Consider the following 24,457-nt stretch of genomic DNA (forward strand, 5'->3'; position numbering starts at 1 on the left):
ATCGGGCACCTTGTCAAAATCCTCACGTACTCGTGCATAGAGGGCATCTGCGTTGAGATGGTTGCGCATTTTGATTCGACGATAGGTTGCGTTGGATTTGCGTTGTCTATTAAGCAGTCTTCCGAGTGAGGCCATGGTACGTTCTCCTGTAATTATTTGTTCTTACAGAAAAAAACGCGACCACCCCTCTCAGGGATGTCAAGAAGAAACCATTCTTGGTTGCAATTATTTTTTACATAAATTCAATTAGATATCGCCTAAAAGTTTACGAAATTGCCGCTTGGCATACTACGCTATTTAAGGCTTTGCGGCCAAAGCGGGAACTGCTGACTTATGAAGAATACAGAGAGAAGATGTGGGTGGATACTGATTGCAAAAAGGCTTTTGAATATGCAGATGAAACAAAATGTATAATACGTTATGAAAGAAGTTTCATGAAACCAATATTTGAATAATAATAATTAAGCAACTATTAAACGCTGAATCGCTGAATTTCGCTGGTTGATTCCGCAGTTAATATTTACCATATTGAAGGTTTGAGTATTCTACCAACGCTTCAAGTTAATCGGACAAAAGAGGCTCGGACCAAGCCAAGTACATGACATCAAATATGTTAGGCACTGGTCACGGCATGCAAGTAATTGAAATTACAAGGTCGCACTATCAATTATCAGGCCGAAAAGACGACCCTTGGCAAACCGGTCAATACCAGATTAAGCTAACAAGATGAGCACCGGATAAACCGATGAGCATCAAGTTAGAGCAGGAGAAATATGAAACCTTGTCGAGAGTGCCAACATAAGATATCTGAACAGGCCATGGCATGCCCACAGTGCGGAGCACCGTTTCCCGCCAAAGAGAAATGGGATGGATGGGGATTCGAATACAAATCTAAAGCAACACTCGGTGGCCTGCCCTGGATTCACATCTCATTCAAATACAGACCGAACAGGTGTCCGGTGCCGGCCAAGGGGATATTTGCCATCGGTCAATTTGCCTGTGGCATCTTCACTTTGTCGCAATTCGGTATCGGTGTAGTCAGTGTTAGCCAGTTCACAATTGCTGGCTTCGCGTTAGCGCAGTTTGCCCTGGCCTACTCGCTGATTGCGCAAATAGGAATCTATGTTCACGAAGGACATGGACAGCTCGTCAGAAGTGTAGCGAAATTAATGGAGATGTTCTAATCGGATGACCGGAGGAATCCTCCCCAGTCCCCACACCACCCAGCATGGCCGATTCGCCCGAGGAACTCCCCCCTCAGGCTCTCACGGTTTCGCTCCTGAACCTCTCGACTCATACGGTTCCCCATGTCCTTCAGTCTTTCGATTGATCTTGTCTATACCGAAGGTTCCTCCCCTTAACTGGTTCATCTCCCATCTACCCTGAGCATGTCAGCCCCTTTGCTCCATTTCCATTAGAGAAAGATGGGTATCGTGCCCCCGGAATTTCGGGAATTTCGCTGAATTTCCCAGGAGATACGGGTGTCGGCTTTGCCTAAATGGTGTTTTTCAACAGCCTCTCAACACGCTCTCCTCCGCATATCTCACAATAGATTCATCACTGTATCTTGCAGGATGGTATACCCATTTTTTGTCAGCAATGATTCTGGATGAAACTGAAATCCAGCAAAATGATTTCCTCTGATTGCGACAATCTCATTGAGCTCCTTGATTGAAGATATTTCCAAATTGGCAGGGGTATGGGATACCATAGGGGCAAAGGTGTTGTAGAATCCTACCAGTTCCTCCCTGCCGAAGAGATCGATCTTTACCTGTGAACCCTGCAGTGGTTGCGCCTTCCGTATGACATCAAAACCGAGGGTACGACAGAGTATCTGGTGACCAAGGCAGATAAAGATAGATTTTCTTTTCCGTTCCAAAAGCCTGGCTGCAATTTTATTATTTGTGGCTATTTTTTCGACCTTATGCTCATTGGGGTTACCAGGGCCTGGGCCAAGAAGGGTTATATCACTGGTGTCCCGTTCGATATCATATTGATTGTAACGTACGATACTCGTCCTGATCCCCATACAGGAAAACATATGGCTCAGCATATAGACAAAATCATCTTGGTTGTGAATGAGGGTGATCCTCAGCTGCCTTGAGCTGTTTGCAATTTCACTGGTCTCCTGCTTGAAAAACCAGAAGTTTGAGAGGTTCTGGTTGCGCTGCACCATGGTTTCGATGATCTCATCATCATTATACAGACGGGGAAGGAGCGGTGCTTGAACCTCCCGCTGTTCGCTTGCCACAATGCTTGAGAGAATTGCTGCGCCCTTTGCCCTGGTCTCCAGTAGCTCTTCTTCCGGTACAGAATCTTTCACCAGGGTCGCCCCGACACTCACATGTATTTTTCCAGCCAGGTCTACCTCTGCGGTCCTTATGGTGATGGGCGAATCAAGAAAATCACGCCCCTGCTCATCCCGGCCCACCAGCATCATGGCGCTGCCGTAATATCTTCTTGATCTGTCGGAATATTTAGCGATTACATTACAGGCATTTTCCACAGGGCTGCCCACAACCGTTGCGGCAAACATCGAGTCGGTAAATAGCTCAAAGATATCCTTATCGCTCTCACCTGACAGCAGGTACTCTGAATGGATAAGCTGTGACATCTCTTTTAATAATGGCCCAACAATGGCACCGCCCCGATCACACATCTTGGCCATCATTTTCAGTTCTTCATCCACCACCATGAAGAGTTCGTTAATTTCTTTCTGGTCGGTAAGAAACTGGAGCAGATCCATCTTGAAATCCTTTCGACGCCCCCAGTTGCGATCTTTTCTGAATGTACCGCTGATGGGATTCATCTTGACTCTGCCGCACTGTACCAAAAGATGCCGTTCAGGAGTTGAGCCGATAAAAAAGCGCGTGGTATCGTAGTAGATGAACTTCCAATAGGTACCGTAATCATTTTCCAGTAATGACTTAAAGATGGTCAATGCTCGAGCCACAGAAAAATCATCAATGCGACCTTCAGCGTTGCGCGGCACTACAAAGTTTGCCCCTTCGCCGTTGCCAATCTCATTTTCGACTATATTTCTGATAATCGATCTATATTCCTCCTCGGTGGAATCATAACTGAGATCTTCCTGCAGGCAAATATGCTCAGATGGTAGGAGCCGGGTAAACTGATCGGCATCAAACTCATACTGGGAAACTACCTGAATAGTCAGGATATCCTCACCTGCATCACGAACTGTATAGCCCCGTTCCCTTATTTGGCAGAAAGGAATGACACTGATTGTGTCATAATGACACTCTCCACCAGTCGAGCCTGTTTTTCTTGGGATATCATGGATATTACGATACCGGGCGGCCTCACCCGTAAGTACAAGAACGTCTTCGCTATCCTGCTTCTGAATGATACAGAATGGAGTGTTTCCGGCATAAAGTTGCGGGAGTAGTTGGTTCATTGCGGTTCTCCTGTTGCTGTTTTTTTTTGCAAGCAAACTCAGGATCTGTAGGCCATCTACTACCGATAAAACAAAGAAAGCCCTTGCAGACCTGAAGTCGATCTGCAAGGGCTTTTTATATCAGTTAACTATAAAGAACTCTTTTAGTGCCAACTCCCATCACCATATCCTTGCCAGCTGCGCCAGTTAATGCTGGACCAGCTGAGATTTGGCATGAAGGTTGTTGTATGCATGGTTCTCCGTGTACGCTTCCTGATAAAAATAGTGTTGCGTTAATAGTGATAGAAATACCTGACATTGTCAATATGTTAGTTCCGAAACCTAAACCGGGGTCAGACCAAATCAAGCCATGAGCGACAGCAACCCCCGACGCCATCGAACAAGACCATGGCGGCCATGACTGCCAGCAGGCAGAGCGCGCTGGATCTTTGGGAACAGGGCAGCTATGGCTGGCTGCTGCTCCAGGGTGCTCGGAACGGTAGCCTGGCCGATGTTTCTTCGGACTTGAAGGGATATCTTGATGAGCAGAGATGTTTTTTTCCTTTAAACTTAGCTGATTTTTAGGTAAACAGCCAGATTCCCGTATTTTTATGGGCGATCGTTTGAGTTGTTCAAAGGGGGCAGCCATTGCCGCGACGCCTCTTTCTTACCCTTCTTTTCCCCTCTTTCCCTCAAGACGTTGCTACCTCATGATACACCTCAATACCATTTACAAGCAGCATGGTTCCCAGATTCTGTTCAGCGACGCCAGCCTGCAGATTCTTCCCCAGACCAGAACCGGACTGGTCGGACCCAACGGAGCCGGTAAAACCTCCATATTCCGTCTGATCACCGGTGAAGAAGAGCCGGACAAAGGTACGATTTCCTGCGCCAAAAAAACCGTCATCGGCTATTTTTCCCAGGATGTCGGAGAAATGTCCGGTCGTAGCGTACTTGAAGAGGTGATGTCTGCCGCCGGAGAGGTTGTCGCCCTGGGCCGGCAAATGGGTGAGATGGAAGCTCAGATGAGTGAGCCCATGGATGATGACGCCTTAGCGGATCTCCTTGAGCGATATGGCGTGATCACCGAGATGTTTGAACATCGCGGCGGCTATGATCTAGATGCTCGTGCCAAAGCCGTCCTGAGCGGATTGGGATTTGCTGAAGAAGATTTTTCCCAGCCGGTGGAAACCTACAGCGGTGGCTGGAAAATGCGGATTGCCCTGGCCAAGATTCTCACCATCAACCCGGATGTCCTCCTCCTCGACGAACCAACCAACCATCTTGACATAGAGTCCATTCTCTGGCTGGAAGAGTGGCTGAGCAGCGACTACAAGGGCGCCCTGCTCATGACCTGCCATGATCGGGCCTTCATGAACCGTATCGTTTCTCGTATCATCGAGATCGCCAACGGTCAGGCAACGACCTATAGCGGTGACTATGATTTTTACATCTGTGAGCGGGAGGTGCGCAGGGAACAACTGATAGCGAGTTTCCGTCGTCAGCAGGAGATGCTTGCCAAAGAAGAGGATTTTATTGCCAAGTTCGCGGCCAGAGTCTCCCATGCTGCCCAGGTGCAGTCGCGCATCAAAAAACTTGAAAAAATCCAGCGGATAAAACTGCCGCCTGAACAGAAGGTGATGAAATTTCATTTTCCCGACCCTCCTCGAAGCGGTGAGGACGTCTTACACCTTAAAGCCTTGAGCAAAGAATGGCTGACCCCGGCCGGTGAGAGAAAACCGGTTTTCAGCGGGCTGAGCTGCACTGTCAGGCGGTTGGAAAAAATAGCCCTGGTCGGTATAAACGGAGCAGGTAAGTCCACCTTGCTGAAGGTGATCAGTGGCCGGACCGGAGCAACCTCAGGGGAGGTGGTTATGGGTGCAGGCGTTACCACAGGCTACTTCAGCCAACACGCCATGGATATCCTCAATCCCAAGCATACCGTGTTCGAGGCGGTGCAGGAGGCATTGCCACTGGAAAATATCGGCGTTATCCGTAATCTCTGTGCTGCCTTTTTATTTCAGGGCGATGATGTCGACAAGCGCATTGCCAATCTTTCCGGTGGAGAGAAAAGCCGGGTCGTTTTGGCCAAGCTGCTGGCCAGACCTCTCAATTTTTTGGTGCTCGATGAGCCCACCAACCATTTGGATATCCTCTCACGAGGGGTGCTGCTCGAGGCATTGCAGCAGTTTAAAGGTACCGTCCTCCTGGTCAGCCATGACCGTCATTTCCTCGGTTCCCTGGTCAACAGGGTTTTTGAGATCGACCACGGAGAAATGCGCATCTACGAAGGGGATTACGACTATTACCAGGAACAGACAGGGTAATGGCCAGGAAGAGGTTAGCTTGAGGCCACCTTGAAAAAAAGCTTTTTCTTCCAATCTCGGCGTTGCGCTCAAAATTTTATCCTAGGAATATCAAATACATACCTACGGTAAAATTTATCGTACGCCTTGACCTTGATCGAAAAATCTCATTTTTCAAGGTACCCTTGAATTATTGGCTATATCCGGATTTCTGAAAAGGGCTTCACAGCTGACCTCCCTATACTGCGTACAAGGGGCCTGGGAGGTAACGTCGCCTGTTCAAAGATTCAAGGTGCCCTCAAGGATAATGAGCCCCCGAACCTTCCTCAGAACCGCTCTCAACAGATAGGCATGGCCAGACCAGCCTGTGTCGTGGCCATACTCCTGCACGCAGTCCAGGTAGAAGCAGCAATCATCCCCAGGATAAAAAAGGGGGATAGGGAGTCAGCTGAAACGGCTGCTATTACAGTTTCTTGAGCTCTTGCTCAGTTAAAGCACGCCACGCCCCCTCTTCCAGACCTTCAAGCTCGATATCACCGACTCTCAGCCGCAGGAGATCACGGATCTCTACGCCTGCTTCATCACAGGCCTTGCGGATCTTTTTAACTTTCCCGTTATTCAAGACGATTTGAAATCGCCTTCCACCAAGATCTTCGACTTCACTGGGGAGGAGCGTCTTATGCATTACCATTATCGACTGGGACAGTTTGGCGATTAAGGCTGAAGAGATATCATTTCCCGCCACCAGCAGATACTCGTGTTCATCACCACGGCTTGGCTGACTGAGTCGGTTGCCTAAATCGCCATCATTGGTGAGAAGCAACAAGCCACGAGACTCTTTATCCAAGTAACCGATCGGAAAGACACGATCCGGGCCAAAATCAAAATCGAGCAAGGTCTTTATATCACCACAGGAGGTCAAGGTAGATTCCACCCCACTGGGTTTAAAAAAGGCCAGGACCTTGCGTGGAGGGAGCTCTTTGGCTTCCAGCTCTTTTCCAGCTATGACAATCGCCTCTTGCCCTGTAACCTTATCGCCCAGGGTGGCAACTACGCCATCAATAAGGATTTTCCCGGCACTGATGAGCTCTTCTGCATCCCGCCTCGAACAAAAACCAACTTCAGATAAATATTTCTGCAATCTCATATAGATCCTTATCCAGATAAAAAAATCGACCAAAATGGCCACAGTGGCTGTTAATACTCAGCCAGTCAAACTCCTTCCAGGGGAAGCACCTGACGGTCTGCTTTCGTTGTCAATCGGGGTCAGACCAAGCCAACCATCTCCATTCATATAAAAAAAATACCAAGAGCTCGCCCCTCTTCAGCCTTAACAGCTCTTTTTCACCGCTAAAACGGCGGGGTTAAGCTCCTGATCCTGCCCTGCTACCCACAGGCACGAAACAGGCGACAGCCCACAGGGTATCGCAAGCCATGGATCGGAGAGGCAGCAGTCACCATATCTCCTCTGGTCTCATTTTGCCTGTTTAGCTCTTATCCAAAATTTTTCGAATTGTGGTCGCGAGAACTTTACTGCTCACCGGCTTCACCAGGAAGCTGCTGATGCCAAGCTCTTTAACCCTATTTTCGGAATCCTTACCACTATAACCGGAGCAGAGGATAACAGGAGTCCCTGGTCTGATGTTTACTATTTCAGCTGCCAACTCGGCCCCTGTCAAATCAGGCATGGTCTGGTCTGTGAGAACGAGATCAAAATCATCTGGCGAGGATTGATAGGCTGCAAGGGCTTTTTTGCTGTCACTCATGGCGGTGACCGTATATCCCAGCTCTTGAAGGGTTTCTTTATACAGTTCGGCAACAAGTTTTTCGTCATCCACCACTAACAATCGTTCATTCCCTTGCGGCAGCGCTTTTTTCTTTTCAGACCCGGGAGCGGCAGCTTCAATATCTTCAGAACATACCCGGGGCAGGTAGACCTGGAAGGTGGTCCCCTCACCAGGTTCACTGTGGACCGTGATATGGCCGCCATGGCTTTTGACGATACCATGCACTATCGCCAAGCCTAACCCTGTTCCCTTCCCATTCTTCCTGGTGGTAAAGTAGGGCTCAAAGATTCGCTCCAAGGTTGGCCGATCCATTCCATAACCGGTATCGCTAACCTCCAGCCGCAGATACCGACCGGGGGTCAATGCCAGCCCAGCAACTTGTCCATCGTCCTGAGCTACCTCCACAGCGGTCGAGGAGATCCCTAAAATGCCGCCTGACTCCTGCATGGCTTGGGCGGCATTGGTGCAGAGGTTCACGATGAGCTGATGAATCTGGGTGGGATCAGCGTACACCACGGAGGATACGTCTTTTATATCAAGGCTGAATTTGACGGTTGCAGGGATGGATGCCCGGAGCAACTTCAACGCTTCCTTGAGAATATGATGGACGCTGATGGGTTGGCGCTGATATTCGCCCACACGGCTGAAGGTCAGGACCTGCTGGACGAGATCTTTAGCCCGGTAACCGGCGTTGATGACCAGCTGTAGCCTTTGCCAGTCCCTGCTCTCTTGAGGCTGTTCCTGCTGCACCATTTCGCTATAGCCAAGGATGGGCGAGAGGAGATTATTAAAATCATGGGCGATCCCGCCTGCCAAGGTGCCGATGGCCTCCAATCTCTGGGTCTGGCGGAGCTGCTCTTCGAGCTTCACCCTCTTCTCTTCCTCCCTCTTGCGCTCCGTGATATCTCGCATGATTCCCCGTGAAGAGAGAATCCTACCTTGCTCGACCTGGGGAACGGCGTTGACTTCAACATATACGAGGGAGCCGTCCTTGGCGACAAGAATGGCTTCATGATTATTGACGGTTTTTCCGGACATCACCTGCCGGAGGGCGGCGGCTGTTTTTTCCCGATTATCAGGATGAACGATCTCAAGGAAATGCGTGCCGATGTATTCCTCTCTCGAATAGCCCAGGGTCTGGAGCTCAATGGGATTAGCATCGATAATCACTCCATCCTGGCCAATGATATGGATCATATCCGAGGCGTCATCGAAAAGGCTCTTGTACCTGGCCTCACTCTTTCCCATGGCCTCAAGGGCCTCTTGAAGTTCAGCGGTGCGCTCAGAGACAAGACGCTCTAAATGCTTCTGTATGCCGCGCAACTCCATATGTGTTTTTATCCGTGCCAGGATCTCCGCTTCCTGATAGGGTTTTGTGATAAAGTCGACGCCCCCCGCCTCAAATCCCCTGATTCTATCGTCTATACGCTGGAGAGCAGTAACAAAGATAATGGGTATCTCCCTGGTACGCTGGTCCTCCTTCAAGCGCCTGCAGACCTCAAAGCCATCCATTTCAGGCATTTTCACGTCAAGCAGGATCAGGTCCGGTGGCCGGGCTTGAGCAGCCTCAATGGCCATGTGCGGTTTTTTGGTGGGGCGGACCTTATAGCCGGCACGAGTGAGTATGTCGGTTAACAGTTGCAGATTGGCAGGTATGTCGTCAAGCGCCAGTATATCGCCTGTATAGTGTGGCCTCCCGCTGTTCTCAGTCATTCTTCACCTTCCCCTGATCTTCGCAAAAATCATTCAGGACCCTATACACAAGGTTAAGCTCAAATCTCTTCACATACCTGCCGAGAATAACAGCCAGTTCAGGATCATGGGCGGCCACCTCGTCGATTTGATCCATGACGGCTTCTATGTCCAGCTCCCTGGCTGAGCCGGAAAGGCGCCTTAAAAGATCAACAGGCAGCTTCCCCAAGGCCGCGCTCTCTATTGGCGCCCTCTCCTCCTCTTCCCCTTTTTCCGCGCCCTGTTCAGCATAGCGGTAACAGACACCCAGCTGCTGCTCCAGGCAGTCAAAGATCTCATGGGCCTGGAACGGCTTGCGCACCACCTCATTACAGCCGGCCTCCAGAATGCTCTTCCGCTGTTCCCTGAAGGCACTGGCAGTGATGGCGACGATCTTCACCCTATCCCCGCCGGGAAGTTGGCGAATCTTTGCCGTGGCCCGGTAGCCGTCCATCACCGGCATGCGCATATCCATCCAGATGAAGTGGGGCTGCCACTGCTCGAACAGAGCGACCCCCTGCTCGCCGTTTTCCGCCTCCCGTATCTCGAAACCCGCCTGGAGAAGCAAGCTGCTCAACAGCAAGCGGTTCTCCGGGATGTCCTCCACCACCAGGATGCGCCACGCGGTATGGCCGGCTGCCAGCCCCACCACGGTCCGCCTGGCAGCCCCAGCAGGGCTGGCCTCTGCTGCCTTGGCCAGGGCCAGAGGCAGTTCGACGCTGAACAGCGAGCCTTTGCCGGGTGTGCTTTCCACCATGATCCCGCCGCCCATCACTTCTGCCAAGGACCGGCTGATGGCCAGCCCCAGCCCGGTACCATTGGTTGAGGTCGAAAAGTTGCCGAGTCGGACAAAGGGCTCGAATATGCGTTGCAACTGTCCCGCCGGGATGCCGGGACCGCTGTCCTCCACCTCCAACTGGAGGAGGACCATGGCTGGATCGGCATCTACCGGTATGGTGCGGGCACGCAGGGCAATGTCGCCTTTTCCGGTGAAGCTCACCGCATTGGCCAGCAGATTGATGAGGATCTGCCGCAGCCTGCCAAGGTCGGCCTTGACGGTTTGAGCCAGCTGCGGATCGAGCTGGAGCTCGAAGTTCAACTGGGCCTTCCCGGCACGCAGCTCAAACATCCGTCCGATATCCTTAAGCATCTGCGGCAGGTCAAAGGCCTCTGCTTCCGGCTCGGCCCGCCCTGCCTCGATCTTGGAAATTTCCAGTACATCGTTGATCATTGCCAGCAGGTGCTCACCGCTGCGGTTGATGATGGCAAGCTTCTCCTGTTGGCCGCCGGTGGCATTGGGGTCAGCTGCCATCATCTCGGAAAAGCCGAGGATGGCGTTCAGCGGGGTGCGTAATTCGTGGGACATGTTTGCCAGAAAGATACTCTTGGTCCGATTGGCGATTTCGGCTCTCTCCTTGGCATCGAGCAGATCATTGGTTCTGGAGGAGACAAGCTCTTCCAGCTGCCCCTGGTGCCTGGCCAACTGCTCGGCCATATCGGCAAAGCTCTTCCCCAGTTGGTTGAGCTCGGTGATGCGGCTGGGGGAGATCGGCTGCAAGAGATTGCCGTCAGCCAGGGTCTTGGCAGCCAGGAATAAGTTTGCCAGCGGTTTGGTCAGTGCCTCGGAAAGCGCCATCACCAATAACAAGACGAGGATAATCAGGATGGAGATGATCATCGCCGAGCGGCTGCCCCCCTTATAGATACCCTCTATGAAAGAGCTTTTCTCGTTGAGCACCACAATCAACCAATCCGGCTGACCAGGATAGGCCGCCACCCTGGCTAACCAGCTCTGCCTGGTCAGAGGCGTGGCAGTAACAAGCTCGAATCGATAGGAGAGTGCAGCCTTGAGTTGTCGCAGGTCAGGTACCTGGTGGTGTAAAGCCTGCATCGCTTCCTGTGTTACCAGAGGCAGGTCTTGGTCGGAAATACCGGCAGGTATAGCTGAACCGAACAGAGGATGCCCGTTTCTATCGATGATGAACACCTGCCTGTTCTCCTCGCGATAGATCGCCCGCCACTCTTCCAGGATGGATTGCACCACCGCCTCTGGCGGGAGATCACCACCGGGACGATTACCAGCAGCAGCCAGTCTATCCAGACTCTGGGTGACAATGGAGGCTTCCAGGGTCTGGAGCTTGAGCGCAAGCCGAGCAACCGCCTCTTCACCACTATTCAAGGTGATGTAGGAGACAGCCCCGAAGGTCGCCAACACGAGGAGAACAACCGGAGCGCCGAAAAAAAACCTCGCCGACCAACCTGCAGCCCCTTCACTGTCGACCAGAGCAGGACGGTCCGGTCCGCTTTGCCAGATGATTTCGCGGCTTCCTCTCTCCCGTATCGTGACATGGTTGTCAATGTCGGCCCAGAAAAGTCCCACCTTGCGGGCAAGGGGATAGGCGATCAACATGAAAAACGGGGCAAGCAACCAGGTAAGCATGAAGGTCATGAAGATGGACGGCGTAATCCTGGTGTATGAGATATCCGCCGGAAACACCCCTGAAAACGGCCCGCAGATGAAACCCCAACAAGCAGGATAAAAGGCCAGAAAAATCAGGACAAACAAGATATAGCGGCGCCAGGTCCGCCCCTTACAGAAGTCGGGATCCCTGCCGATAAGGATATAACCGAGCCAATGATACCCGCCGATCAATAAATGTCCGGGAATCCACGACACCAGGTCATTCAAGGGAAAGCCGCCGATGGCATCAAGGAGAAAGTAGGCTGCGGGAATCGTCAGAATAGCCGGGTACCCGAAGAGGACGGCGCAGAGAAAGACTGCAAGATCGAAGAGTGATTCAAGACTTTGGGCACCGGGAACCAGCAGGATATGGTGGCCCAGATACTTTCCGGCTGCCATCAACAGAAAGGTCAGCACCATGCTGATGATAAAACGATTATCAAGGCGATAGCCTTCGCGGGCAATACCCCATCGCCCCCTGACATTGAAACGCAATCCTCCGAAGGCTGCGATTGCAAATGCACTCCCTATCGTAAATCCTACCACGCCCCATATTTCCGTAAGGGGCAACGGTATCTTGCTGAACATGCCGTCAATCAAGATAACGAGGTCCCTGAAGTATTGAATGAAGTTATGCATCTTTACTCCAGGAGTGACAGGAGATCGCTTCACGGCAGGGTGAGCGTTCCCTCTGGGTCAGATTTCGTTTTCATCGCCCTTTGGCCGCAACAGCAAAACAAAATATAAATATAAATATAAAATGACCCTATAATACAACATTTTACATGTCAACGCTCTTGCCAGCTTTCCACCAAAGCCCCTGTAGTGCAATCAGTTTCACCCAGGCGCTGAATAGCGGAAGACAGGGTAACTTTCCTCAATCGCACCTGATTTTCCTTGCCTCAGGACCAGGCATGCTACTATAAGTCTCCTCTATGCTAAGAGGATACTTGTTTATACTGAGTGCCGCCCTCTGCTGGGGCTTCATCGGCATATTCTCCAATCTGGCTTTCTCGCAAGGGATCACGCCAATGGAGGTCGGTTTTTGGCGGGCAGTCATTGCCTGGCTATGCTTTGCCGGGCAGGCAATGGTACAGAGAGAGCTTCGTCTTGATCTACGGGATATACCTCTCTTGGTCCTGTTTGCCCTCTTTGGGGTCACCCTCTTCTACTTCTGTTATCTCTTCACAGTACAGGAAGGCGGGGCTGCCTTTGCCTCAATCCTGTTATACACTGCTCCGGCCTGGGTGCTGATAAGCGCCTATATCCTGCACCGTCACAGGCCAAGCTGCAACCAGGCCCTCTCCATCTGCCTGGTCATTGCCGGGGTTTTTCTCATCTCCCGATCCGGAGGCAATGCTGCCGCAGATGTCTCCCTCAGTTATTGGGCAATTTTCACCGGACTTGCCTCGGGCTTCTGTTACTCCCTCTACTATACCATCGGCAAATACTTCTCAACGAGATACAGCTCGGCCAATCTCTTTCTCTATGTCATGCCCATCGGGGCTGCAGCCCTCTTCCCCTTTGTCGACTTTGCCCCCAAAAGCCAGCTTGCCTGGATAGCCATTCTCCTGGTGTCGGTAGTTTCAACCTTTGTGGCCAACTATTGTTACTACAAGAGCCTCAAGTTTCTGGATGCCACCACCTCCTCGATTGTTGCCACAGTTGAACCCGTGGTGGCTGCCGTTGCAGCCTATATCTTTCTGGGCGAATATTTCACCCTTGCCGGCTATATCGGTGCAGCTGTCATCCTGACAGCAGTATTGATCACCGTGAAGAGGGGCTAAGCACACCCACGTAGGGGGCTTGGCTCTATCAGTTGTTTGCCATCTGCCAGCTGGTACGCAAAGGCATGGAGGTGGCTGGAGAATTTTTCGCCAGGCAGAACGAACGACTTCTGCCTACAGATTATCCAGTAGAGCCCCTTTACGCCTGTAGAGTTCACCCATTATCGAGGAGCACAGGAAATATCAGATTAAATCTCTACAAAATCGGCTACTCACAAAGCAACAACTACCTGCCGAACCTTCCGTTTTTTTCCCTGTCAGACATCGGATCCATCCGAATCTCCCAACCGCCTTCTTGATGTAACAACCTTTAGCTTAAATCCCTGTAGCTTCTGAACCTGAAGGTGAGGTCATACTCCAACCAAAACGGTTCAGATGCGTTGGGTTTCTGACCAAGCCTAATTTCAGCCTGCGCCCTGGTTCCTCTGTCAACCTGACCGCATTTCATTTGAATCAGAATCACACTCTCTACGCTGACTACTCATATCTCACTCCTGCCAATCCATTTGATACTTGCTTAACGGGTGTCCCCTCTTTTGCAGCAGGATCAACTTCCGCAATTACGGAATACAGGAAATATCGTCCTTTATTCCGGAAATAGAGGGTGCCAGATGTCTCCTGTAAGCCTGGAAACGCTGGGAACACGTCCAAAACGCAACAGGCACACTTATTGCTTAATTTCGACCTGACTGATTGTCAACAGCCAACAAGGACCTTTAACCTAAAAAAAATTACAACCACGGAGAGTCTATTGTGAAACGAGTAAAGATTGTTGCCAGCATGGCTATTTGTTTGATTATGGCATCTGGTACCGCGAGTGCATTAACGATTGTAGATCTATATGGCGACAAGGATGGATTCGGCTTAGGATTAACCCATGGCTACACTCAACCGACTTGGCCTGAAGCACCTATAGTTCAGGGGAATCCAGCTGATACAGGCACGATAACCGACACGAAACTTTGGTCAGATCAAACATATTCTCATAGTTATGATATTTCCGGAATGTCATCCATCACATCTGTTGAGTTGGAATTAATGACTTTTGCCCAAGGCTGGAAGGGAGTATCTAAACTCTATCTGGATGGCCAGTACATAGGGACCTTACTGGACGGTGACAACACCTGGGAGAATTCTGATCCCAATGTTAATATTGCCTGGAAGCAGTCTTTTGACTTAACAGCCTACGCAAATGCATTTGATGGAGCAAACACCATGCGGATTGACACCTACAGTACAGGTGATTGGTGGTACCTGGATTATAGTCAACTGACGATTGAGGGCACTGCCAATCCTTCTCCTGTTCCCGAACCTTCGACAACATTGCTCTTTGGATCAGGGCTAGCTGGACTTTGCGGGGTCATGCGTCGCAAACTGAAAAAATAAGAGGAAAATCAGACACAAAGCCACAGGGGTCGATCATTAATTAATGATCGACCCTTTGTTTAGGGGAATCGTCAGCCTCTCTTTCTTTGCCCAAGAAAAGCAACTCCCTGAGACAGCCGTGTACATTCGGACAAGCCCCTAAGCGGAAGGAGTGCCTCATTAATGCCTTAACATGTGCAGAACAAAACGCATCTCTACTCAATTGACCACCTTGGATACCGGTACGACTCCTAAAAAATAAGTGACACCTTCCCCATCCATCCCACGGTGATAGCTTGGCTGAAAAAAACGCTGTTTCCAATACTACGTTCTGTGATAAGCTTCAGGAACTGTCGCCGCAAGCCCTGGCGAAGCAAATCTGCTGCGACGCACGTTCCAACCCCTGAGGAGTTCAACCTTTTTATCCTCTTGCGGTAAATCTGCGGGCCACCCCCTGACTTGCAACCCCGTAACAAACGATATCAGGTTAGTTTAGCCGGAGCTGCAGGAACTTTGACCTAATGATCAAATCAAAGTTTCTTTACCCAAGCCCAAAATTGGCGCCCCTCCGCTTCCGCCACCTATCAACAGAGGCCAGGCAGATTGCCAAGCATACCCACGTAGCAGGCTTGGCTGTTTTCAGCTGTTTGAAAAGACGACCTTTAACCACAAGTTATCCAGAAGAGCCCTTTTCACCTGTACAGTTCACCGGCTCCTCGAGGAGCATAGGAAACACCAGATTAAACTTCAATAATAACGGGCAGTCACAAAGTAACACCTAGTAGCCTAACTGGCCGATTTTTCTAACTATACTGAAAACACCATCCTCTCAAACATCGATAGAGAACAAACCTAACTTTATGAGTCACGACGATACAGACAGAGGGGCACGCACCCTGGAATTGGTTCGCCTGCTACAGGAATCCACTCACATTGCTGCAATCTCTAACCTGTGCATTGCTCTCATCACCTTTATCGCCATTCCATCCCCCCATCAGCTGTGGCTCTGGCTGATAATCACTGTCTCAGCAATGCGGGTACTCTTTGTTATCCTGGATAGAAAGAAGATCCTTTCGAGCATGGCTCCGCAAACAGTCTTTTTTATCCTCATCGTTCTCATCGCTCTGCAGGGAATGAGCTGGGGCTTTGCCTCGATACAACTCTATGCCTGCTCCTCAGATATCCATCGCCTCTTTTTAATTGCCGTAGTTGTGGGCATGTCCGGAGGGGCACTGATGGCTCTTGCCCCTTCAATGTTGGCCTATACCTGTTTTATGCTCCCGTGTTGCCTGCCGCTTGTGGTTACCCTGCTCATGCAAACAGAAAGACCCCTTCGACTCGCAGGACTCACCGGGGTAGTGTTCATGTCCGCCATATACCTGCTGGCAAAACGAATGAGTTCATCGCATTTGGAGCTCATCAGTTCCCGCAAAAAACAGGAGCGCACATCTCAAGAACTAGAGCGACACAAAAACAGCCTGGAAATTCTTGTCGAGGAACGCACTAAAGAGTTGAAAGCTTCTCGGGAGAAATACCGTCAGCTCACCGAAGAGATTAACGATGCCATCTATCACATTGATCGCAAAGGAACAATACTCTATATAAGCCCAGCTGTTTCCTCTATTCTCGGCTACCTCCCGGAACAATTAATCGGCAGAGCGTATACGGAATATATCTATCCTGAAGATATCCCCTTAACTGAAAATGTGGTCCCCCAGATTATAAAAGGAAATAGTGGTTCCATAGAATGCAGAATGATCGACAGCTCGGGTAAACTTAACTGGGTACGCGCATCAAATCGCCCGGTGATAGATAATGGCAAGCTGATTAGTCTTCGCGGCATACTCAGCAACATAGAAGATGAAAAGAAATCTGCAAAAGAGAAAGAAGAACTGCTCACAAGGATGAACGAGAATCAAAAATTTGAAGCCATTGGTACTTTAGCCGGAGGCATAGCGCATGATTTCAACAATCTCTTGATGGGAATCCAAGGACACTGTTCCTTGCTTTCCTTGACCATTGACCCTTCTCATCCACACCTGGAACATATAGACGCCATCGAAAATCATGTACATAAGGCATCTGCTCTGACTGCGCAGCTACTGGGAACAGCAAAGGGGGGAAAGTATGATATCAAACCAAGAGATCTGAACAAGGTTATCAAGAGCAGTGCAACCATGTTCAGCCGCACCAGAAAAGGGATGACGGTAACAATGGATATCACGCCATCACCTCTCGTAGCCGATGTTGATCAACATCAAATTGAGCAGGTCCTATTGAATTTGTATGTTAACGCATGGCAAGCGATCAAGGAAAGCGGAGAACTCCACTTGATGACGGAAAAGGTAGCACTTGATCGGGACTTCTGCAAACCGTACGAGACCCAACCCGGTCCGTATGCTAAAATTTCGGTCACTGACAACGGTATCGGCATGGACGAGGCAACATGCTCTCGCATTTTTAATCCTTTTTTTACCACCAAGGAAAAAGGCCGGGGTACCGGGCTTGGACTATCCTCTGCCTATGGGATCATCAAAAACCATAATGGTATCATCACGGTCTATAGTAAATTAGGTCGCGGCACAACCTTTCACATCTATTTACCCTTATCGGAACAACAAACTGCCCTTCATGAGCCGAAGATGGACTCAACAGTACTCACAGGGACCGAGACCATACTGTTTGTCGACGACGAAGACCTTATTGTGGAGGTCGGGAGCTCCATATTGACGAAACTGGGCTACCGCGTCATCGTAGCCAAAAGCGGCAGAGAGGCCCTTGCAATCTTGGAAAAGAGTGGCACCGATATTGACCTTGTAATCCTGGACCTGATAATGCCGGATATGGATGGCGAGAAAACATTTGACCAGATCCGTACACTCTTTCCTGAAAAACCCATCATCCTGTCGAGCGGTTACTCTGCCGACCAGCAGGCAGCCAGGATTATACAGCGAGGTTGCAACGGCTTCCTGCAAAAACCGTTTACCGTGTCTGCGCTCTCCTGTAAACTTCGAGAGGTCCTTGACGGCAAGGAAAAGGGATGTTGACCACCATCTGACGTGGTCAAGTAAAGACAGACAGGGTTAAAGTCCAAAACGCTAAAACAGGGTCGGGCCAAATCAACCATTTAAGTTCACAGCAAAAAATAACGATAAACAGCTTTTTTCAGCCTTAACAGCTCCTTTTCATGTCTGAAAAGGCAGGTTTAAGATCCTTAATATTTATTACTCGCCTTCAACGCAACCAACCACCTGGATCCAGACAACAGGGGGACAAAGGCGGTTGCCTTCACAAGCTGAAACATTCTCCAGCTCCTCAATCTGCGAAGAGACAACAGGTACAATACAAAACCGCCCAATTCCCTCCGAGATTGCCCCCCATCATTTTGTCCCGAAACCCAGCAGCTGCTGGAGTTCTAAGGGGGTAACGGTTTGAGCGCAACGGATTTTCAGGCTCTCGCCAACCTCTTTTGACTCAGTACAATAATCAGGCTCAACCGCGTCTTGCTCCCAGGCGCTAATGGTCAGCTTCGCAGCTGCGGCCATGGCTGGGACCCGGCAAGCAGTCGGCCATGGCAGCGGCAAAGGGCAAAGCTATACCCCAGACAGTGAAGGCGACATCTCCAATGAGCCAATCTCTGCCGCAGATACCAAGCGGTCGGCCGGCAAGAACTGTGCGCCCTGGAGGAGTAAGGTGCTATCGATTTGATTTGCTGGAATTTCGGTCTTACTCTTTTGCTATACTCCACTGTTTCATGGGCAGGAACCGGAAGGACCATTGCCTCAGAATTTCTTAGCCAACAGTCCTTCCGGTTCCTGCAACCTTTACGATAAATTCAGGCCTTAGCCTTGACCCCAGGCCAAGCCCTTCAGAAAAGCGATGTTTAACATAGCAACAGAAGGATAATTCCGTGGTCAAGCATCCTTTAGGGGAACCAGGGAAACCGGTTGCCGGAGGCATGATAAGTGAAAGACACAGATTACAAATACGGCTTCAGCACTGCTGTTGAACCAGAGGACTTTCCCAAGGGGCTGAATAAAGAGATTGTAGAGCTCATCTCAAAGAAGAGAGGAGAGCCAGGCTGGCTGCTGGAATTCAGGCTCAAGGCATATGACCGCTGGAAAGAGATGACCCACCCAGAGTGGCAACACCTTGATTTTCCGCCCATAGATTATCAGAACATCTATTACTACTCGGCCCCTAAGCGGAAAGCGCAACAGCAGAGCCTGGGAGAGATTGATGAGGAAATCATCAAGACCTTTGATCGCCTCGGCATTCCCCTCCAGGAACAGAAAAGGCTTGCAGGGGTGGCAATTGACGCCATCTTCGACAGCGTCTCCATCACCACCACCCACCAGGAAGAACTTGCCGCACACGGGGTAATCTTCTGCTCCATCTCCGAGGCCATCAGAAAGCACCCGGACCTGGTTCAACGGTATCTCGGCTCTGTGGTCCCCTCCGCTGATAATTTTTATGCAGCCCTCAATTCAGCCGTATTTACCGATGGCTCTTTCTGCTACATCCCAAAAAAAACCAGATGCCCCATTGAGCTCTCCACCTACTTCAGGATCAACGCGGCACAGTCGGGCCAGTTTGAACGAACCCTGCTCATTGCCGACCAGGAGAGTTATGTCAGTTACCTTGAAGGCTGCACTGCCCCGCAGAGGGATGAAAATCAGCTTCATGCAGCGGTGGTCGAGCTCATTGCCCTTGATGATGCCGAGATTAAATACTCCACCGTACAAAACTGGTACGCCGGTGATGCCGACGGTCATGGCGGGATCTATAATTTTGTCACCAAGCGGGGAAAGTGTCAGGGCCGCAGATCGAAAATATCCTGGACCCAGGTTGAGGCAGGCGCTGCCATTACCTGGAAGTACCCGGGCTGCATTCTGGCCGGGGACGATTCAGAAGGATCTTTCTATTCCGTGGCCGTCACCAACAACAGGATGCAGGCAGATACCGGCACCAAAATGGTCCACCTGGGGAAAAACACCAAAAGCACCATTATCTCCAAGGGGATATCCACCGGCCTGGCCGTCAACAGTTATCGCGGCCTGGTATTGATCAGCCCCAGGGCCGATAATGCCAGAAACTATTCCAGATGCGATTCCATGCTGGTGGGGGATGCGTGCTCGGCCAACACCTTTCCCTATATCGATGTCCAAAATGACTCCGGGGTGGTTGAGCATGAGGCCTCCATTTCCAGGATCGGTGAAGATCAACTCTTCTACCTGCAGGCAAGAGGCCTTGATCCTGAAAAATGTATCTCGCTGATCATCAACGGCTTTTGCAAAGAAATATTCAAGACCCTGCCCCTAGAATTTTCGGTGGAGGCGGTCAGGCTGCTTGAAATGAAACTGGAAAACAGTATCGCCTGAGGTGACCAGAGATGCTCAGCATAAGGGGTCTCACCGTAGAGATTGACAGCCGTACCATCCTTTCAGGGCTTGATCTCGAGATAGGGCCCGGCGAGGTTCACGCGATCATGGGGCCGAATGGTTCAGGTAAAAGCACCCTTGCCAAGGTAATAGCCGGGCATCCTGCCTTTCCGGTCACCGGGGGTGAGATGCTCTACGCTCCTGCTGGCGAGCAGCTGGATTTAACCAGCTTGGAGACCTTTGAAAGGGCCCGGGAGGGGATATTTATCGGCTTTCAATATCCCACCGAGATTCCCGGGGTAAGCAATGAAGTGTTCCTGCGCGAGGCCTACAACAGTATCGCTCTCCACCAGGGCAGGGAACTGGTCGACCCCTATGACTTCCGGGAGATGGTAAGGGAAAAGCTTCAAGAGCTCAAGATGGACCCTTCCTTCATCAACCGGCCGGTCAATGAAGGCTTTTCCGGAGGGGAGAAAAAGAAAAATGAAATTCTGCAGATGGCCATTCTTGATCCGCATCTGATCATTCTTGACGAGACAGATTCCGGCCTGGACATTGATGCCCTGAAGACCGTTTCCCAGGGTATTAACGCCATGCGCAGTCCGGCAAAAGGGATCATCTTGATTACCCATTACCAACGGTTACTCAACTATGTGGAACCTGACTTTGTCCATATTCTCATGGCCGGCAGGATAGTACAATCAGGAGACAGGGAGCTGGCGCTGGCGCTTGAAGAAAAGGGCTACGATCAATGCTTAAACGAGAAAGAAAACGACCATGATTGACCGGTTCCTTCATTATCTCAGCACCCAGAAAATGGCCGAGGCTCAGCCCCGGGACTGGCTGGCTGAGTTGCGCCGACAGGGCCGTGAGCGCCTCAAGCTGACCGCGGCTCCCACCACCAGGGATGAAGAGTGGAGGTTCACCAATATCAACAAGTTCCCCACAGAGCAGTTGGGGCTGCATCAGTCGGACCGACAGGCATTAACCAGCCTGAGCGCCGCAGACAGAGCACTGCTGGCCAGGGTAAGAGATGAAGATGCAACCATACCGATCATCATGGTCAACGGTTTTTTGGTCAAGGAGTTATCCGGCTCGCCCCAGTGGCCTGGCGGGATCAGGCTCAGCCAAGTTAAGACATCCCTGCCCTCCCAGGGACAGGAACAGAGTGGCCTGGTCAAGAACGCATCCTTTAGAACTGCAGATCCATTTCTCCTGCTCAACCAGGCCATGATGCAGCGGGGAATCCGGCTGGAGATCAGGGAGGGGTTTGAGGCGGACAGACCGATCCATATTATCTCCCTCTACACCAGGGCCTCAAGGGCAATGGTTTCATCGCCTAGAAATTTTATCGTGGCAGGCCGCGAATCAAAGGCCATTCTCCTGGAAACAACCATCTGGACGGGCAATTTTTTCAGCACAGATAACTGCGTCAAACATCTCATCATGGGCGAGGGGGCAGAACTCGAACATGTTCAATACTGGCAGGGCCATGGAAAGACCTATGCCATCAGCCACACCGAGGCCATCCTCAAGAGCAGGGCCAGATACCGCACCCTGGTAATAAATGGCGGCAGCGGCATGTCGAGAAACAACCTGAGTATTCTCTTGACACAGCCCCATGCCAGAGTGGAGACCAGCGGAATCTCGGGACTGGCCGGGAGTGGACAGGTTGATAATTACAGCAGGATCGAGCATCAGGCCTCACACACCTTCAGTATGCAGCTCTACAAGGGCTTGTTTGCAGGGAAATCACGCGGCGTCTTCCGTGGCAGGATCAAGGTGGATAAACAGGTGAAAGGGGCAGAGGCCTCACAACTGAACAAAAACATCCTCCTGGGCAAGGCCGCCCGAGCCAACTCCATGCCTTGGCTGGAGATAGATGCCAGCGACATCAGATGTGAACACGGGGCTACCACCGGCACCCTTGACAAGGAACAACTCTTTTATCTTAGCTCACGGGGTATCCCCACCAATCAGGCCCGAAAACTACTGCTCAAGGCCTTTATGGCTGAAGCCTTCACCCACCTGACCGATCCATGGTTGAGGGGAAAAATTGATGAGTATTGCTCCTCCATCTTTGAGCAGGTCATCAACACCCATTTCATTGCCAACCAAGAGGGGAACATGAGATGAAAGAAGCAGAGCTGAACAGGATACGGGCCGACTTCCCAAACCTTGGCTGCCAGGTCCACGGACACCCTCTGGCCTACCTGGATAATGCCGCAACCACCATGAAGCCCAGGCAGGTTATCGAGGCCATAACCAACCATTATCGCGCAGAAACTGCAAATGTCCACCGGGGGCTGCATCATCTCAGTGTGCTTGCCACCAAAAAATACGAGGGGGCTCGAGAAAAGGTCGTCAGATTTATTAATGCAGGCAGTGAGCAGGAGATCATCTTCACCAGGGGTACCACCGAGGCCATCAATCTTGCAGCCAGTTCCTATGGCGGCCATCTTCTCAAGCCTGGTGATGAAATCCTGGTCTCACAGATGGAACACCACTCCAATATCGTACCTTGGCAACTGGTGTGCCAGAGCCGTGGCCTGAGGCTCAAGGTCATTCCAATGGATGAATCAGGCCAGCTGCGCCTGGACAGGTTCAGGGAACTCCTGACAGAGAGGGTGCGCCTGGTGGCGCTGGTCTACACCTCCAATGCTCTGGGCACCATCAACCCGGTAGAGCAGATAATTGAAGAGGCCCATGGGATGGGAGCAGTGGTGCTCCTTGATGCTGCCCAGACCATTGCTCACCTGGAGGTGGACGTGCAGGAACTGGACTGCGATTTCCTGGCCTTCTCCGGCCACAAGATGTTCGGCCCCACCGGTATCGGAGTGCTCTATGGCAAAGAAAACCTCCTTGAACAGATGCCCCCCTATCAGGGAGGCGGGGAGATGATCAGTCAGGTCACCTTTGCCAAGACCACCTACAATGCCTTACCCTATAAATTTGAGGCAGGAACGCCTCCCATTGCCCAGGCCATCGGCCTTGGGGCGGCAATCGACTATATCGAGTCCATCGGTTTTGCTCAGATCAGCGAACACGAGGAGCTTTTGCGCGTCCACGCCAGCGCGCAACTTGCCAGGATTCCGGGCCTACGCATCATTGGCACAGCAGCCCGCAAAGCGGCCATTTGCGCCTTCTCCCTGGAGGAGATCCATCCCCATGACCTGGGAACCTTCCTGGACCAGCGCGGCATAGCAGTGCGAACAGGGCATCACTGTGCCCAGCCGGTACTGGATTTTTTCGGACTCCCTGCAACCACCAGGGCCTCTTTTTCCGTGTACAACTCTCTCCAGGAGGTTGATCTGCTGGCCGCAGCCATAGAAGAGGCCAGGAGTTTTTTTCTATGAAAGTGGAGAGCAACAAGGAGATGGCCGAGCTGTACCAGGCCGTCATCTTGGACCACTATAAAAATCCACGCAATTTCCGCAAGATGGACGAGCAGACCTGCTCCCACCAGGGCTTCAACCCACTCTGCGGCGACCGACTCGAGGTGTATCTTAAAATAGGCCAAGGCAATAGTACGATTGAGGATATTTCCTTTGAGGGCGAGGGATGCGCTATTTTCAAGGCCTCCGCCTCGCTGATGACCGAGGCGCTCAAGGGCAAAAATATCGCCGCCGCAGAGCAGCTGTTTGAGGAGTTTCGTCGACTCTTACTGAAACAACTTGATCCTGATCGCGAACCGCATCACCTCGGAAAACTCAAGGTATTTTCAGGAATATGGCAATTTCCGGTCAGGACAAAATGCGCCTCCCTGGCTTGGCATACCATGAAAGCGGCACTGGAAGGAAAAACAGGCCAGACCAAGACAGAATAAAGAGAAGGAAAGGCCCACGCAGCTTATCCGCCGGCAGATCCGGATAGAGCCCACTCTACCTCAATAACTCAGGTGGCTTGAAGCCAGCTCCTCCAAGCCCACTCCGAGCCCCCCATCATCTTGTGTGCAGTTACGAGCACGACCTGTTCATCTTGATGCCACCTGATCTCCTCTGGATCAGCCCTGACTGAGCGGAAACAGGCTGATTCGATTCAAAAGGCAAAAGAGAGCGGCGCCTGCCCCCTGAGATCCGTTGCGAACTCCAGCGTTGCGGCCACCAGCCACCAGTCACCAGCCACCATTTGGCCAGAATGTCCTGCTCAAAAAATAGGCTTCCTTCGGCCTCGGCAGCCTGGTTAAAAAGTTGTCACCCCCACAGTCACAGCACTTAGGTCAGCGATTTTTCGTCCTTGCCCCCT

General features: G+C 51.2%; 15 protein-coding genes. 11 read left to right on the top strand and 4 right to left on the bottom strand.

Going from position 1 to position 24,457, the window contains the following annotated elements:
• Nucleotides 1-215 precede the first annotated feature (215 nt).
• Both G494_RS27365 and G494_RS0108695 read left to right on the top strand, forming a co-directional pair.
• Nucleotides 216-455, top strand: a complete 240-nt coding sequence (locus G494_RS27365; protein ID WP_208597652.1) for an NIPSNAP family protein — start codon at nucleotides 216-218, stop codon at nucleotides 453-455.
• A gap of 318 nt (nucleotides 456-773) precedes the next feature.
• Nucleotides 774-1,184 carry a zinc ribbon domain-containing protein gene (locus G494_RS0108695; protein ID WP_028584224.1) on the top strand — a complete coding sequence of 137 codons (411 nt, stop codon included), beginning with the start codon at nucleotides 774-776 and terminating at the stop codon, nucleotides 1,182-1,184.
• A gap of 359 nt (nucleotides 1,185-1,543) precedes the next feature.
• On the opposite strand, the gene G494_RS0108700 is transcribed toward G494_RS0108695, so the two are convergent.
• Entirely contained in the window at nucleotides 1,544-3,415 is a 1,872-nt protein-coding gene (locus G494_RS0108700) for an anthranilate synthase family protein (RefSeq protein WP_035245994.1), read from the bottom strand.
• 689 nt (nucleotides 3,416-4,104) lie between these two features.
• On the opposite strand from G494_RS0108700, the gene G494_RS0108710 reads away from it, so the two are divergent.
• Complete coding sequence (locus tag G494_RS0108710) at nucleotides 4,105-5,721, top strand: ABC-F family ATP-binding cassette domain-containing protein (RefSeq protein WP_028584226.1); 1,617 nt, start codon at nucleotides 4,105-4,107, stop codon at nucleotides 5,719-5,721.
• 442 nt (nucleotides 5,722-6,163) lie between these two features.
• Here G494_RS0108710 and G494_RS0108715 read toward each other — a convergent pair whose 3' ends face one another.
• The 3 genes from G494_RS0108715 to G494_RS25325 all read right to left on the bottom strand — a co-directional run bounded on the left by G494_RS0108715 (nucleotide 6,164) and on the right by G494_RS25325 (nucleotide 12,318).
• Nucleotides 6,164-6,889 (bottom strand): pseudouridine synthase, encoded by a 726-nt coding sequence (locus G494_RS0108715; RefSeq protein WP_051305544.1) that lies wholly within the window; start codon nucleotides 6,887-6,889, stop codon nucleotides 6,164-6,166.
• A 298-nt stretch (nucleotides 6,890-7,187) separates the two neighbouring features.
• Nucleotides 7,188-9,200, bottom strand: a complete 2,013-nt coding sequence (locus G494_RS25320; RefSeq protein ID WP_028584228.1) for an ATP-binding response regulator — start codon at nucleotides 9,198-9,200, stop codon at nucleotides 7,188-7,190.
• Nucleotides 9,193-12,318 (bottom strand): ATP-binding protein, encoded by a 3,126-nt coding sequence (locus G494_RS25325; protein ID WP_084456593.1) that lies wholly within the window; start codon nucleotides 12,316-12,318, stop codon nucleotides 9,193-9,195. Before G494_RS25325 ends, G494_RS25320 begins: the two co-directional genes overlap by 8 nt.
• A 296-nt stretch (nucleotides 12,319-12,614) precedes the next feature.
• Between G494_RS25325 and G494_RS0108730 the strand changes: the two genes are divergently transcribed.
• From G494_RS0108730 to sufU, 8 genes are all read left to right on the top strand, one after another.
• Nucleotides 12,615-13,466 (top strand): DMT family transporter, encoded by an 852-nt coding sequence (locus tag G494_RS0108730; RefSeq protein WP_028584229.1) that lies wholly within the window; start codon nucleotides 12,615-12,617, stop codon nucleotides 13,464-13,466.
• A 753-nt stretch (nucleotides 13,467-14,219) separates the two neighbouring features.
• The gene (locus tag G494_RS26060) at nucleotides 14,220-14,852 is read left to right on the top strand and encodes a PEP-CTERM sorting domain-containing protein (protein WP_153305813.1); all 633 of its coding nucleotides are present in this window, start codon (nucleotides 14,220-14,222) and stop codon (nucleotides 14,850-14,852) included.
• A gap of 839 nt (nucleotides 14,853-15,691) precedes the next feature.
• Complete coding sequence (locus G494_RS25330) at nucleotides 15,692-17,878, top strand: response regulator (protein ID WP_051305546.1); 2,187 nt, start codon at nucleotides 15,692-15,694, stop codon at nucleotides 17,876-17,878.
• Nucleotides 17,879-18,796: 918 nt separating this feature from the next.
• Nucleotides 18,797-20,212 (top strand): Fe-S cluster assembly protein SufB, encoded by a 1,416-nt coding sequence (gene sufB, locus G494_RS0108760; protein ID WP_028584231.1) that lies wholly within the window; start codon nucleotides 18,797-18,799, stop codon nucleotides 20,210-20,212.
• Between the two features lie 11 nt (nucleotides 20,213-20,223).
• Nucleotides 20,224-20,997 carry a Fe-S cluster assembly ATPase SufC gene (gene sufC, locus G494_RS0108765; protein ID WP_028584232.1) on the top strand — a complete coding sequence of 258 codons (774 nt, stop codon included), beginning with the start codon at nucleotides 20,224-20,226 and terminating at the stop codon, nucleotides 20,995-20,997.
• Nucleotides 20,990-22,348, top strand: coding sequence for a Fe-S cluster assembly protein SufD (sufD, locus tag G494_RS0108770; RefSeq protein ID WP_028584233.1), 1,359 nt, complete (start codon nucleotides 20,990-20,992; stop codon nucleotides 22,346-22,348). The genes sufC and sufD overlap by 8 nt, the downstream gene beginning before the upstream one ends.
• Nucleotides 22,345-23,568: a cysteine desulfurase gene (locus tag G494_RS0108775; protein ID WP_028584234.1), complete on the top strand. Its 1,224-nt coding sequence runs from the start codon at nucleotides 22,345-22,347 to the stop codon at nucleotides 23,566-23,568. Before sufD ends, G494_RS0108775 begins: the two co-directional genes overlap by 4 nt.
• Entirely contained in the window at nucleotides 23,565-24,038 is a 474-nt protein-coding gene (gene sufU / locus G494_RS0108780) for a Fe-S cluster assembly sulfur transfer protein SufU (RefSeq protein WP_208597653.1), read from the top strand. Before G494_RS0108775 ends, sufU begins: the two co-directional genes overlap by 4 nt.
• The last annotated feature ends 419 nt before the right edge of the window (nucleotides 24,039-24,457 follow it).

Origin of the sequence: Desulfogranum mediterraneum DSM 13871, assembly GCF_000429965.1 — a bacterium.
In the GTDB taxonomy this organism is placed as follows: Bacteria; Desulfobacterota; Desulfobulbia; order Desulfobulbales; family Desulfobulbaceae; genus Desulfogranum; species Desulfogranum mediterraneum.

What these genes read in the sequence shown, in the direction of transcription:
- G494_RS0108695 (WP_028584224.1), top strand. Translation starts at nt 774, where the DNA reads ATGAAACCTTGTCGAGAGTGCCAACATAAGATATCTGAACAGGCCATG.
- G494_RS0108700 (WP_035245994.1), bottom strand. Translation starts at nt 3,415, where the DNA reads ATGAACCAACTACTCCCGCAACTTTATGCCGGAAACACTCCATTCTGT.
- G494_RS0108710 (WP_028584226.1), top strand. Translation starts at nt 4,105, where the DNA reads ATGATACACCTCAATACCATTTACAAGCAGCATGGTTCCCAGATTCTG.
- G494_RS25320 (WP_028584228.1), bottom strand. Translation starts at nt 9,200, where the DNA reads ATGACTGAGAACAGCGGGAGGCCACACTATACAGGCGATATACTGGCG.
- G494_RS25325 (WP_084456593.1), bottom strand. Translation starts at nt 12,318, where the DNA reads ATGCATAACTTCATTCAATACTTCAGGGACCTCGTTATCTTGATTGAC.
- G494_RS0108730 (WP_028584229.1), top strand. Translation starts at nt 12,615, where the DNA reads ATGCTAAGAGGATACTTGTTTATACTGAGTGCCGCCCTCTGCTGGGGC.
- G494_RS25330 (WP_051305546.1), top strand. Translation starts at nt 15,692, where the DNA reads ATGAGTCACGACGATACAGACAGAGGGGCACGCACCCTGGAATTGGTT.
- sufC (WP_028584232.1), top strand. Translation starts at nt 20,224, where the DNA reads ATGCTCAGCATAAGGGGTCTCACCGTAGAGATTGACAGCCGTACCATC.
- sufD (WP_028584233.1), top strand. Translation starts at nt 20,990, where the DNA reads ATGATTGACCGGTTCCTTCATTATCTCAGCACCCAGAAAATGGCCGAG.
- G494_RS0108775 (WP_028584234.1), top strand. Translation starts at nt 22,345, where the DNA reads ATGAAAGAAGCAGAGCTGAACAGGATACGGGCCGACTTCCCAAACCTT.
- sufU (WP_208597653.1), top strand. Translation starts at nt 23,565, where the DNA reads ATGAAAGTGGAGAGCAACAAGGAGATGGCCGAGCTGTACCAGGCCGTC.